The sequence below is a fragment of the Desulfobacter sp. genome (assembly GCF_050177295.1).
This window is the reverse complement of the sequence record NZ_JBFXHE010000086.1, coordinates 1-12923: the sequence shown is the minus strand read 5'-3', so window position 1 is coordinate 12923 and position 12923 is coordinate 1. Positions and strand designations below refer to the sequence as shown.

Annotated in this window: 14 protein-coding genes; 8 read left to right on the top strand and 6 right to left on the bottom strand. The window is 51.4% G+C overall.

Annotated features, from left to right (window positions below):
- The first annotated feature begins 175 nt into the window (after positions 1-175).
- On the top strand, positions 176-1468 hold the full coding sequence (locus tag AB7U36_RS08635) for an MFS transporter (protein WP_428159382.1): 1293 nt from the start codon (positions 176-178) through the stop codon (positions 1466-1468).
- Between the two features lie 23 nt (positions 1469-1491).
- Here the strand turns inward: AB7U36_RS08635 and msrB are convergent, their stop codons facing one another.
- The 3 genes from msrB to AB7U36_RS08620 all read right to left on the bottom strand — a co-directional run bounded on the left by msrB (position 1492) and on the right by AB7U36_RS08620 (position 3401).
- The gene (gene msrB / locus AB7U36_RS08630; RefSeq protein ID WP_428159381.1) at positions 1492-2619 is read right to left on the bottom strand and encodes a peptide-methionine (R)-S-oxide reductase MsrB; all 1128 of its coding nucleotides are present in this window, start codon (positions 2617-2619) and stop codon (positions 1492-1494) included.
- Between the two features lie 64 nt (positions 2620-2683).
- Positions 2684-2971: a hypothetical protein gene (locus AB7U36_RS08625; RefSeq protein ID WP_428159380.1), complete on the bottom strand. Its 288-nt coding sequence runs from the start codon at positions 2969-2971 to the stop codon at positions 2684-2686.
- 19 nt (positions 2972-2990) lie between these two features.
- Positions 2991-3401, bottom strand: a complete 411-nt coding sequence (locus AB7U36_RS08620; RefSeq protein ID WP_428159379.1) for a helix-turn-helix domain-containing protein — start codon at positions 3399-3401, stop codon at positions 2991-2993.
- Between the two features lie 221 nt (positions 3402-3622).
- Here AB7U36_RS08620 and AB7U36_RS08615 point away from each other — a divergent pair, with 221 nt between their 5' ends.
- On the top strand, positions 3623-4069 hold the full coding sequence (locus AB7U36_RS08615) for a response regulator (protein WP_428159378.1): 447 nt from the start codon (positions 3623-3625) through the stop codon (positions 4067-4069).
- A gap of 18 nt (positions 4070-4087) precedes the next feature.
- Here AB7U36_RS08615 and AB7U36_RS08610 read toward each other — a convergent pair whose 3' ends face one another.
- The gene (locus AB7U36_RS08610; protein WP_428159377.1) at positions 4088-4645 is read right to left on the bottom strand and encodes a hypothetical protein; all 558 of its coding nucleotides are present in this window, start codon (positions 4643-4645) and stop codon (positions 4088-4090) included.
- Entirely contained in the window at positions 4629-5312 is a 684-nt protein-coding gene (locus AB7U36_RS08605; protein ID WP_428159376.1) for an ABC transporter ATP-binding protein, read from the bottom strand. The genes AB7U36_RS08610 and AB7U36_RS08605 overlap by 17 nt, the downstream gene beginning before the upstream one ends.
- Positions 5313-5548: 236 nt before the next feature.
- Here AB7U36_RS08605 and AB7U36_RS08600 point away from each other — a divergent pair, with 236 nt between their 5' ends.
- The 3 genes from AB7U36_RS08600 to AB7U36_RS08590 are packed head-to-tail and all read left to right on the top strand — an operon-like array spanning position 5549 to position 10192.
- Positions 5549-6829, top strand: a complete 1281-nt coding sequence (locus AB7U36_RS08600) for a TolC family protein (RefSeq protein ID WP_428159375.1) — start codon at positions 5549-5551, stop codon at positions 6827-6829.
- Entirely contained in the window at positions 6826-8997 is a 2172-nt protein-coding gene (locus AB7U36_RS08595; RefSeq protein WP_428159374.1) for a peptidase domain-containing ABC transporter, read from the top strand. Before AB7U36_RS08600 ends, AB7U36_RS08595 begins: the two co-directional genes overlap by 4 nt.
- 10 nt (positions 8998-9007) lie before the next feature.
- The gene (locus AB7U36_RS08590) at positions 9008-10192 is read left to right on the top strand and encodes an HlyD family efflux transporter periplasmic adaptor subunit (RefSeq protein WP_428159373.1); all 1185 of its coding nucleotides are present in this window, start codon (positions 9008-9010) and stop codon (positions 10190-10192) included.
- A gap of 9 nt (positions 10193-10201) precedes the next feature.
- Here the strand turns inward: AB7U36_RS08590 and AB7U36_RS08585 are convergent, their stop codons facing one another.
- On the bottom strand, positions 10202-11089 hold the full coding sequence (locus AB7U36_RS08585; RefSeq protein ID WP_428159372.1) for a phytanoyl-CoA dioxygenase family protein: 888 nt from the start codon (positions 11087-11089) through the stop codon (positions 10202-10204).
- 327 nt (positions 11090-11416) lie between these two features.
- On the opposite strand from AB7U36_RS08585, the gene AB7U36_RS08580 reads away from it, so the two are divergent.
- The 3 genes from AB7U36_RS08580 to AB7U36_RS08570 form a co-directional block, all read left to right on the top strand.
- The gene (locus AB7U36_RS08580) at positions 11417-11755 is read left to right on the top strand and encodes a DUF6916 family protein (protein ID WP_428159371.1); all 339 of its coding nucleotides are present in this window, start codon (positions 11417-11419) and stop codon (positions 11753-11755) included.
- A gap of 97 nt (positions 11756-11852) precedes the next feature.
- Positions 11853-12443, top strand: a complete 591-nt coding sequence (locus tag AB7U36_RS08575; RefSeq protein ID WP_428159370.1) for a phage tail protein — start codon at positions 11853-11855, stop codon at positions 12441-12443.
- A 61-nt stretch (positions 12444-12504) separates the two neighbouring features.
- The coding region (locus tag AB7U36_RS08570; protein ID WP_428159369.1) for a phage tail protein at positions 12505-12923 on the top strand (419 nt) is incomplete at its 3' end.

The following is a 12923-nucleotide window of genomic DNA, read 5'->3' as shown; positions in this document are numbered from 1 at the left end:
TTGGTAATTGATGAATCGGCTGCAATCTCATGAAAATGGCCCCAATTCTCCCAAATTTTATGTCAATAGTCCGGCTATTAACAGAAAATTTGAAAAAATTGGTTCTCATTTTCATGAGATTTCGCTTTGATTCCCTAATTACCAAACAAGCTCTTAAAAAAAGGAGTACGGCTTCATGCAGCAGAAAAATATTTTTTATGGCTGGACCATTGTTGCCGTGACTTTTTTGATCGGCTTTACCCAGGCCGGTGTGTTCCAGAATGTACTGTCTATCTTCCTCAAACCAATGGCCGAGGCGTTCGGATGGAATCGTTCCATCATCACCGGCTCCATCGCTGTGGGTTCCCTGTCCGGCGGACTCCTGTCCCCTCTGGTTGGTCCTTACCTGGATCACTATGGCCCGCGAAAACCGGCATTCTGGGGAATTACCATTTTAAGTGCGGGCCTGATTGCACTTTCACAACTATCTTCAGTCTGGCAACTGTACCTGTTTTTCGGAAGCGGTCGGATGATTGCTTCCGGTCTGCTGGCGCTGGTGGTCACGGTTAGTGTCTCCAACTGGTTTATTGAAAAACGGGGAAGGGCCATGGGGATTTCCCAGCTGGGCAGCCGCATTGGAATCGCTTTTCTTCCGTTGCTGGTACAGCATATCATCATTTCCTATGGGTGGCGGACAGCCTGGGCTGTATTGGGAATTATTGTATTTGCATTTTCGGCGCTTCCAAGTCTGATTTTTCTGAAACGAAGACCGGAAGACATTGGATTGCTGCCGGATGGGAGAACCCCGGAAGAAAATTTGGGGACCGGCCCGGAAAGAGCGGGTGAAAAAAACCAGGGGGCCCGCTTTAACATAGAAAATGAACCCGTATGGACCCAAAAAACCGCTGTCCGTACCACTGCATTCTGGCAACTGGTGTTTGTCATGTGTGTGATTTATCTGGTTGGGGCCGGGTCTAATTTTCACCTGTTTCCGTTTATGACGGACCAGGGACTGCCGCCAAGCACGGCGGTTTTGGTCATCACTGTTTTATCGGTTTGCGCCGCATTCGGCGGGGTGTTGTTCGGTTTTCTGGCAGAGAGGATTTCTGTTAAAAAACTAATGGGAGGGGTTCTGATCACCATTGGAATCCTTTTCTATCTGGTTTTTTGGGCGGTCAAAACACCTGTGTGGATGTTTATTTTTGCCGTTGTATACGGAACGATTCGGGGAGGCGTTCTGCCATTAATATTTCTGCTTTGGACGGAATTTTATGGCAGAAGATCTTCCGGGACCGTGCTGGGGATTGCCGGCCCTTTCCGGATGGCTGCAAACGCAGCAGGTCCTGTCTCGGCGGCGATCTGTTTTGACCTTTTCCATAACTACTGGATTCCCTTTTCAGTCTTCAGTGCTCTTCTCCTCATGGCCGGTTTTTTGTGCCTGGTCGCAAAACCTCCGGTCAGCAAGCCTGGAATGCCCATGCAATACTAGTTTTGTCCCTTCTCTGCTTCGAATTATTTCACAAATAGCTCGGTGTATTGAGAATAGCCTTCCTTTTCAAGGTCTTCTTTCGGGATAAAGCGAAGTGCCGCTGAGTTAATGCAGTATCGAAGACCTGTGGGCGCCGGGCCATCATCAAAAACGTGACCGAGATGGGAGTCGCCGTTTCTGCTTCTGACTTCGGTCCGGGCCATGAACAGAGTCTGGTCAGATTTTTCCACAATATGATCCGGTTCCAGGGGCCTGGTAAAGCTTGGCCACCCGGTCCCGGAATCGAATTTGTTCAGGGAGCTGAAAAGCGGCTCTCCGGATACAATATCCACATAAATGCCTTCTTTTTTGTTATCCCAGTACGCATTATTGAATGGGGATTCTGTACCCTCGTTCTGGGTAACATCATATTGAAGCGGGGTCAGTTTTTTTTTGATATCCGGGTCTCCTGGTTTAGACCATCCCCGTGTTTTTTGAAGTGCACATACTTTGTTGCGGTCCGGTGCCGAATCGGGCACATTTGCCCAGGCCTTTTCCAGAAACTCGTCACGGCCGGCCCCCAGGCGGTAATACTTGTACTGAAGGGGATTTTTCTTGGCATAATTCTGGTGATATTCTTCGGCCGGAAAAAAATTTTCAAATTGGGTAATTGATGTCACAATCGGTTTCTGGAAAACGCCTGAAGCGTCCAGTGCCTTTCTGGAGGCTATGGCTTTTGCTTTCTGAGACGCTGTGTGATAAAAAATTTCAGAGCGGTACTGGTTGCCCCGATCTACAAACTGACCGCCGGCATCCGTTGGATTGATATGGCGCCAGAAAACATCTAAAAGCTTTTCGTAGCTGACCTTTTCAGGATCAAAATGGACCTGGATCGCTTCTGCATGGCCGGTGGTTCCCGACGATACAGAAGAATAGTCTGGCTGCATTTCATGGCCGCCGGTATATCCGGATATGACCATTATAACACCGGGCACTTTTTCAAAGTCGGTTTCGGTACACCAGAAACATCCGCCGGCAAATGTGGCCAGTTCCAGGTGCTTATTTTCAGCTGTTTTCATTTTTTTACCCTCCGGGTTTTGGGAAAAGAGTACAGAGCTGGAAAAAAGAATGAATGATACCAACGATACGATTGTTATAAAAACGTATTTCATGTTGAATCTCCTTTTTTGCTGGGATCTTGCCTACCCATCAAAAATAATCACGAAGGATAGAGGTTCAAGTTCCGGCTCGCCGTATATAATCGGCAAGGGTTTCAATCGTTGATACTCGATGTTCAAGTTTTTTCCACAACCATTGTAAACACTGGACTTGAAAATGATGGTTTTGAAAGCTGGAAATACCCATAAAAAGTTCGGTTAAAAACGAGGTCAGAACTGTGTTATCCGGCTCTTCCGGGTTTTCGGCCCAGGGCTTTGAATCGTGGAGCAGAATGATATCACCGGGTTTCACCCGGCCCAGAATTTTTGAAGCGATCCCGGATATCCTGCGGTTTCCTTTGTCCACGGCCCGGCACGGTCCCAGGTCAGTTGCCGCTTTCCCGTTCCAGTTCCACCAGTCCCTTCAACTGCTGGATGACGCCAAGTTTCACTTTCCGGTTCCGGAGCTTGCGGAATATTTTCAAAAGGTCGCGCTCTTCCGGGGTAAACACAGGGGAAATGAGCGGTTCGGGGCGGCTTGTCTCATAAAAAACCGGCCTGGGTTCGTCCACCTCATCGGATTGGGGCGGTGGCGCATAGAACATCTGGGCCGGGACCCCGAATGCCTCGGCAATCTGCTGGAGCCGGCTCACCGAAATGGCGGTAGCGCCTTTCTCATACTTCTGGACCTGCTGAAAGGAAAGATTAATCTTTTCCGCCAGCTCGATTTGAGAAAGGCCGTATTTTATTCTCATCGACTTAATGGTTAAGCCGATCTGTTTGTTGATTGTCGACATGTCCCTAGTATCACTGCTCCCAACAGAGTTAAGCCTGATAAATATCCTAGCGGGAAGCCAAAATCCAATATCTGTAGGTTGTATTTTTCTATTGACAAATATCTCTTTGCAGTTGTATTATGACCCGACATATGAACCGCAGATCCGTATTCCGTTCTCTTGCGCCTCTTTTTCGCGGATTCTGTATTTAAAAAAATCATCTGCCCCGGGAGGTGTGAAAGATGAGATCCATTCTTTGGATTGATGATGAACCTATTGTCAATGATATGGGGGTACTGTTCCTCAAAAAACTGGGCTACCAGGCCAGGGCCTTGTACAGCGGCATTGAGGCCCTTTCTGTTTTCAGGTCCCGGCCCCATGCCTTTGACCTGGTGATCACGGATTATATGATGCCGGAGATGACAGGGGATGAACTGACCCAACGGATCCGTGAGATCCGGCCGGACATTCCTGTTGTTTTGTGTACCGGATCTGGGAATCTCCCTGCCGATACCCTGGCAAATTGGGGCATTTACGCACAGCTGCCCAAGCCCTACAGCATCGGAGACGTCTCCCGTCTGGTCCGCAACCTTGTGGAGGAATCCGGACAGAATCACAAGGGGAAACCGGCCCCCGGGATGACCTTGCCCGAAGGCTGCCATGACCCCGCCAGAATCTGCGGAATTTAATTTTTCCGGTCTCCCGGACTAAAAATACCAGGTACCCCAGGCCGAAATGGTGTTGGCAGGTGTGGCGTAAAAGCCTGTATCGGGGATGGCATACCCGCCGTATTCGGTGTTGGCATCCCCCCAGTTCAGGATGGCGGTCAGGGTGGCGGTGAGATCAAAAAATCTGCGGTCAGCCCGGACCGGGCTGGAAAGTCCATGGGGAAACAGGCCGGGATACATCCCTTTAAGCCTTTCCCCGTCCCTGCGGGTGCCGCCGCCCCCGGCCAGGGTTTCGTAGTTCACCTCAAGAAAAAGGGCATCGCCGAAAAAGGTTTTGTTGTTCAGGCGCAGCTCTGCGTACCCGTCAAAATTCGAGGAGAGGCCGACAGCCTGGTGCGGGCTGTCTGATCCGGGGAAAAGCGCCCGGGTGTATAGTTTCAGGTGGCCGTCCCATTCCGTCCCTGAAATAAAGGCGTCTTTTCCGAAACAGCAAGGTACGAAGGCGAGGCAGAACCCGCACAGGACAAGGGCCATTGCCATTGTCCAAACAGGTGTTTTGCCCGGGTGCCCTGCTTTTTTCTCACTTGATCTGCTCATGGGCCACCAGCCCGTCCTTGAGCCGGATAATCCTGTGGGCAAAGTCCATGACCATCCGGTCATGGGTGGAGAAGATAAAGGTCACCTTCCGTTCCTCATTCATCCTTGCCATCATTTCAAGCAGGCCCTGGCCGGTCCGGGAGTCCAGGTTGGCCGTGGGTTCGTCTGCCAGGACAATGGCGGGACCGGAGACAATGGCCCTGGCCACGGCCACACGCTGCTGCTGTCTGCCTGAAAGTTCAGCCGGCCTCCGGTCATGCATGCCCGCAAGTCCCACATCATCCAGAACAGCCCTGGCGCGTTCGCTTCTTTCCCGGGCCGGAACCCCCTGCATGAGCATGACATATTCGACATTTTCCCGGGCGGACAATACCGGGATGATGTTGTAGGACTGGAATATGAATCCGATTTTGTTCAGGCGGATGCCGGCAAGCCTGGATTGGGAAAGCCCGGTGATCTCATCATTGTCCAGAAAGATTTTTCCCCGGGTGGGCGTGTCAAGTCCCCCGATAAGGTTGAGCAGGGTGGTCTTGCCTGACCCCGAAGGTCCGGAAAGAGCGCAGAATTCCCCCTTTGCAATGGAAATGGACACCTCTGCCAGGGCATGGACCGCCATCTTGCCCTGTTTATAGGTTTTGCTTACCTCTTTTACGTCAACCATATTCATAAGGACCGTATAAAGCGGCCTTTCTCTCTCAATCAATTTTATTGACCTGCTGATCAGTATTCGTCAAGGATAATTTCACCAGGAAACCGGGCAAAATGAATATTTTGCTTGATCAAAATCCAATACGCTAGTAAGGTCTGCGGGGTTACAGCTATATCATCGGTTTCTGTTCTAATTAATCAGCGGTCTGCTGCCAGCGGCATATGGGACTGTGAAATCCATGAAGGGTGGGTACAGTGGTTCGTTTAATCGTTTTTATTTCATTCAGTTTGATTCTTGTCGCTTTTTTTCCTGTTTTTTCTCTTTCAGCCGGCGGGGAACCGCCTGGAATTTCCCTGTTCGCGGCCATGCAATATACCCTGGAAAAGAATCCGGAGATCCTGGCGGCAAAGGAAAGTGTCTATGCCTATGAAGCAGTGCTCAGGTCGGAAAAAAAACAGTGGTTGCCCGGCGTTTCCCTTGCGGCGATCGGCGAGAGTGGCGATGATTCCTATACCTATGTGCGGGTACAGCAGCCCCTGTGGCTGGGAGGACGAATTAAAAATGCAGTTGAAAAGGCGAAACGCCAGCTGGACCTGTCTGAAGCACAACTGCTCAAGGTCCGGCGGACGCTGATGGAACAAACTGTTATCGCTTACACCACCGTGACCGGTTTGATAGAACAGCTTAAGGCGGCTCAGTTGAACATTGACGAACATGAGCGGTTCCTGGATTTGATTTCCCGCCGTACAAAAGGGAAAATTGCGGCTGAGGCTGATGTGCAGCTTGCCCGGTCCCGGTATTCCCAGGCCATGCTGACACAGGAAGACCTGAAAGGCCAGTATCAGACGGCCCTCAATGACCTGTACGCATTGACCCGCACCCCCATGAATGAGTTTGAATCAGGCCGGTTTGAACCGGTGCCCCGGGAATTGCTGGACCTGCCCGGCCATGCCCAGGTGGAGGCTGAGGTGAGCGATGGGTCTCCCCGGATCAGGATGGCGGACCTGGAGATCGACAGCGCCCGGATTAACCGCCTCATCAGCCGGGCTGAATGGTACCCCCAGGTTTACGGCCGCCTGGACCAGGAGCTTTACGACAAGGAGGGCACCACCAGCCAGCAGCGGGACACCACCCTTGCCCTGGTGGTGCAGAGCGCACTGGACGGGGGCGGATTCCGCACCCTGGAACAGGTGCGGGCTGCCGAGGCCCGGGTCCGGGCCGCGCAAATGCAGTCTGATGCGGAAAAAAACGAAGTCAGCCGCGCCACCCGGACCTTGCTCACGGACCGGGACATGGTCCGGAAACTGACCCGGTTATACGATTCCCTGGTCCAATCCACGGGCCAGACCCTGGGCTCCTATACCCGGCAGTACGAGGCTGGCCGTAAAAGCTGGCTGGACCTGCTCAATGTCCAGCGGGAGTACGCCAATGCCCGGCAGTCCCTGGCCCAGGTCATTGCCCGGTATGAGCAGACCTGCCTGAGACTGGCCGTTCAAATGGGGCGCCTGGACAGCCAGAGCGGCCTTGCCCAATGACTGAGCAACCCGGCGTAGTTTCCGCGGAACAGGAACAGGTCCCTTTGGTCCTGACCGTGCCCATCACCCCCCTGGTCCTGGGACGGCTCATGAGAAAAAACGGGATATCTGTTTCCCCTGTGACCCTGGCGAAATCCTGCGACGCCTTTCAGCCCAAGGGAGCCAGGATACGGCCGGTGGAGCGCCTCACCGGGATCTTAAACGGCCTGGAACACCGGCAACTGCGGGCCTGCCAGCTCCGGTGGGACCGGATGGACCGCCGCCAGCTCCCGGCCCTGGTTTTCCACAACGGGCAATGGGCCTATGTGGAACCTGCCACGGAAGACAAGGTCTCACTCACCCCGCCTGGGGGGCCGGATTACCACCTGGACCCGGATGCCCTGGCCCAGTCCCCGGTGCTCTGGTTTCGCGGCCCCGGGAAAACCGCCAGGACCAACAGCGGGGAAAAGGGCCGGGCCACAAGCCTTGTGATGCAGGAACTTTGGAAGGACAAACGCTGGTTCTTCGAAATGGCCGCCGCCACTGTTGTCATCAATATTCTGGCCGTGGCATCCTCCCTGTTCGCCATGCAGGTCTATGACCGGGTGGTGCCCACCTTTGCCTATTCCACCCTCACGGCCCTGGTGGCGGTCATGGCCATCATTATCTGCCTGGACTGGTCCCTGAAATTTATCCGGGCCAGGATCACCGACTCCCTGGCCCACCAGGCCGACATATCCATATCCCGGCAATTGTTCGACCATATCATGAACCTGCGGCTAGATACCCGGCCCAACAGCCTGGGGGCCCTGGCCGCCCATATGAAGGGGCTGGAGCAGGCCAGGAATTTTTTCTCCTCTTCCATTATTTTTTTCATGACAGACCTGCCCTTTTGTTTTTTCTTTTTGGGGGTGATTTACATCATCGGCGGCAGGGTTGCCTTTGTCTATGCTTTTCTGCTGCCCATCGCCCTTGTCCTGGGGGGGCTGGCCCAGTGGCGGCTGCGGCGGCTGGCCCGCATGGAGGTGCAAAAAGGCCAGGAGCGGCAGGGGCTTTTGCTGGAAAGCATCCAGGGGGCTGAGACCATCAAGGCCACGGGCAGCACCTGGAAATTTTCCGACCATTGGCAGCAGCTCACCCATACCATGGCCGGCTATGGGTTCAAAAACAAAAGCATCACCACCACAACTATGGTCACCACCGGCAGCCTGGCCACCATCGGATATGTGGGGGCCATGGTGGTGGGGGTTACCCAGATGGAGCTGGGGGAACTCACCACCGGCGGCCTGATTGCCTGCGCCATCCTCGGGGGGCGGATCATCGCACCTGTGGCCCAGAGCGTCCGGTTCATGGTGCAGTGGGAGCATGTGCGGGAGGGGCTGGAAATGGTGAACCGGCTCCTGGCCATGGAAACGGACCGCCGCCAGGATCAGGAAACCCTGTTCCCGGACTATCTGCCGGACCAGGTGGATCTTGAAGGGGTACGGTTTTCCTATCCCAACTCCCCCATTGTCAGCATTGATATCCCCACCCTATCTTTCAAGGCCGGCGACAGGGCCCTGATCCTGGGGCCCAACGGCTGCGGCAAATCCACTTTCCTGAAAATCCTGGCCGGGCTTTTCAAACCCTCCGAGGGCCAGGTCCGGCTCGGCCGCACCGACATCAGTGAGCTGGACATCCAGGTGATCAACCAGCGGGTGGGGTACCTGCCCCAGGATGTCCACCTGTTCAAGGGCACCCTGAAAACCAACATGGCCTTGAGCGGCGGGGTGCCGGACGCCCTGGTCGTGGAAGTGGCGCAACTGCTGGGCATCGACCGGGTGGCGGCTGAAAACCCCAGGAGCATGGACCTGGAAATCTTTGAAGGGGGCAGCGGACTTTCCGGGGGCCAGAAACAGCTTGTGGCCCTGTCCCGGATTTTCATGGCCCGGCCCCGGGTATGGCTTCTGGACGAACCCAGTGCCTTCCTGGACCTGGAATCGGAAAACCAGGTGATGAACGCCCTGAAACAATGGGTCCGGCCCACGGATATCGTCATTATCGCCACCCACAGGCCCCGGCTCTCCAACATGGCCAACCGGGTTCTGGTTATGCGGCGGGGGCGCATCGTGGCGGACGGGAAGCCGGATGAGGTCATTCGTATCCCCGGGTTCCGGCAGCAGGCAAACCTTCCAGTGGACAGGAGCTAAAGTTTACACCATGAACGGACAATCCATTTCCACACCTCCCATTTCCATAATCCGCCGGATCCGCTATTCCATGGTCCTGTGGGTGCTGATCCTCGGATTTACCGCAGCGGTTGCCTGGGCCTGTTATTTCCAGGTGGACCAGACCATCCGGGGGGTGGGAACGGTCATCGCCAGCAGCCGAGTCCAGGTGATCCAGGCCGTGGACGGCGGTGTGCTCAAGGATCTGAACGTCAAGGAGGGAGACCGGGTGGCCAAAGGCGAAATCCTGGCCCTGTTTGACCAGACCCGGTTCGCCGCCAGCGTAGAAGAACTGGACGCCCGGCTGGCGGCCCTTCATGCCCAGGCATCCCGTCTCCGGGCGGAAATCACCGGGGCCGGGACCATTCAATTCCCAAAACATGTGGCCAGGTTCCCGGAACTGGTTGCCGTGCAAAGGGCCCTGTTCAAACAGCGTTGCCAGGGGTTTCGTGCGGACATGGAAAACCTGGAAACTACGGTTCGTCTGGCCCGTGAGGAAAGTAAACTGGTGAACAACCTGGCCCGCACCGGGGATGCCAGCCGCTCGGAAGTCATCCGTGCCGAACAGCTGCTCAACAATGCCCAGGGAGACCTGATCAACCGGAAAAACAAATATTACCAGGACATTCAACTGGAATTGTCCCAAGTGGAAGACCACATTGGCCAGGATGAGCAGATCCGGACCCAGCGGGCCCAGCAGTTGCGGGACAGCATCATACGGGCCCCGGTTCCCGGCATTGTCAAGAACGTCCGCATCACCACACTGGGCGGTGTGCTGCGGCCCGGCGAAGAATTGATGCAGATCGTGCCCGTGGATGACCAGTTGATCGTGGAGGCCAAAATCCGGCCGGCCGATATCGCGGATATCTGTCCCGGCCTGTCCTCCAGTCTCCGGTTTGACGCGTTTGATTCCACCATTTTCGGTTCAGTGGAAGGCACGGTGAAATACGTGAGCGCCGATACCCTGAAGGAAGCAACCGCTTATGGGGAACAGACCTACTACCGGGTCCACCTGGCAACCCCGGAAAATCCGGTTCCCACCCGGACCGGCAAGACCCTTGATATTTTGCAGGGCATGACAGCCCAGGTGGATATCCGCACCGGGCGGCGGACCGTTCTGGATATCCTGCTGAAACCGCTGCGCAAAACCCTTGCGGAATCTTTCCGGGAAAAATGATATTTCCTGCTAATATGCTGCTCTTAAAAATTCCCGAACAGGCCCGCCAGCTTTTTCTAGTTCATCCAATTCTTTTTCCATTGCTTTTAAAGCCTCTCTATCAGGCGGTGCAAAGTAACCGCCGAAAAATACCCTGTCTTTCATATTTTTAGCGTGGATCCAGGCATGAAGCTGTGATTCCGGCATATGGGTAACAGTTCCATAGAAATGAGCTATGGGATAAGCGCCATAAACAAAAATATAACGTGTTCCAGGCGCTTTCCGGGCAGTACCCCTGTGCCATATTCTTTGGTCAAGCAGCACAGCATCCTGTTTACGACAGTGAATTGCTTCAACCGGAAGCTTTTTATCGTCATTATCCGGAATTACTGCAACATCTGCATATGAATTTTTATCAACCGGATATATTGAAAGATCTCTATGTGTTCCTGGTATAGTAAGGGTTGGCCCGTGTTCATCAGTCATATCTTCAAAATAAAAAGCTAAAAACACAGTTGACGGATAATAATATTCTTTTCCCGGCATTCCCTCAGGACTATGATCCTTATGCCACTCAGGAATATAGCTTGTGTCACCGTCCTTTTGGATAATAATTATTGTTGTATTCAAACATGGATAAGGTTTTGAGTTTAAATGAGATAACGTATACGGAAGTACCTGCCTGGCGCGTGGTGTATAAGCACAGTGAATATAATGGGGTGAATTATGCGGTATTGTGTTTTTCAGACCATCAAATATCATTATTTCCTCAAGCTGTTTCACAAAAGGATCCACTGTTTCTCTTTTGAAAACATCCGGTAAAATCACATATCCTTTTTCCTGAAACTGCGTAACCATCTTTTCTATTTCTTCTTTACTGTATAACTCTTCCACAAATTCTATCGCAGGCTTATCCATAAGACCTCCTTTTTAAAATAATTCGTATTATTCGACGGGCTTAAAAATTCAAGCATATTTATGAGGGTATTCCCCTAGGAAAACAGTTTTTTCTATTGACATATCTGTAATCAATATGTAGCGTATCTGCATAAAAATATCAAACCATAAGCTTAATCACAATATTGCTTTTAATTCATAGGCATTTAATAGTATAGGGATTTCCATTTTGGGAACAATAATGCCCACCCGGAGAGCTTTAAATTCTTATCTTCTCTGTTAAGATAAAAAATACTCTTTTTGTAACCTTAATTCTTTTATAAAATTTTTAGAAAGGAGGATACCAGCTTGCTTGAAAAATTTGGCAAAGCCGCTTTTGATTTACTTGAAAAACTGAACAAAGCCTCTTTTGATCCTTATTTAAATGACAGCTTTGAAATTGATTTAGAAAATTCAAAAGTTGTAAATGCAAAATTAATAGAAGTCCAAGACACGAGTTCAGGCGTTGTTGAAAGTTTTTCGCTTATTTTTCAGGCTCCTGCAACAGCTCCTTTTTATCAAGGAACTTACAAAATCAAACATGAGAAAATGGGAGAATTTCCGGTTTTTATGGTACCTGTCGGCCCAAGACGCGGCATGCTGGAATACCAAGTAATTTTCAGTCGCTTAAAAACAAAAAACATTTGAACAATCCCTGAATCTCAAAACCAAAGTAAAAATCAGATCTACATAATGGTCGTTTTACAGCTTTTAAATATTAACCAAATAACAATAAGGAGAAATTATGTCAGATCCATATTATGGTGAAATTAAAATGATAGGCTTTTACTATCCTCCGCTTAATTATGCTTTTTGTAATGGCCAAACCATGACGATTCAAGAACATGCGGCGCTTTATTCACTGTTGGGCGTCAAATATGGCGGTGATGGAAAAGTTAGTTTTAATCTGCCGGATCTTCGGGGACGGGTGCCAATACATTCTGCAAACGGCGAGCCAGGACCTAATTTATCTAAATATATGCCTGGAGAAAAAGGCGGATTGGAGTATGCAAACCTGACCGTGGACCAAATTCCTGTGCATAGTCATACGGCGACGGTAGATGGTGGTAGTGTTAAAGTGCATTGTTCTGGTGATCAAGGCGATACGAATGTGGCGGAAGGAAATTTCTGGGCACAAGGAGGGCCGGACGGTAAGGGTTACAAGGTATATAATGAGGCGGCTGATACTCGAATGAATGCCAATGCTGTTACAATTGACGGGCTTTCTGTTGAAATAGGCGACACCGGCGGGACTAAGCCATATTTAAGGCTGCAGCCTTATTTAGCTATTAATTTTATCATTGCACTGAAAGGGACTTATCCGCCAAGAAATTAAATCCGAATGGCAAAAATAAATCATTTCTTAAATATTAACCAAGTAATAATAAGGAAAAATTATGTCAGATCCATATTATGGTGAAATTAAAATGATAGGCTTTTATTATGCCCCGCTTCATTATGCCTTTTGTAATGGACAAACCATGCCTATGGAAGAAAATATGGCTCTTTATTCACTGATAGGCACCTTATATGGCGGTGATGGAAAAGTTAGTTTTAATCTGCCGGATCTTCGGGGGCGGGTGCCAATACATTCTGCGAACGGCGACCCGGGTCCTAATTTATATGCATATGATCTTGGGGAAAAAGGCGGATCAGAGTCTGCAAACCTGATCATAGACCAAATTCCTGAGCATAGTCATACGGCAACGGTAACAGGCGGTAGTGTTAAAGTGAATTGTTCTGGTGATCAAGGCACTACGAACGTGGCAGTAGGAAATTTCTGGGCACAAGGAGGGCCGGACGGTAAGGGTTACAA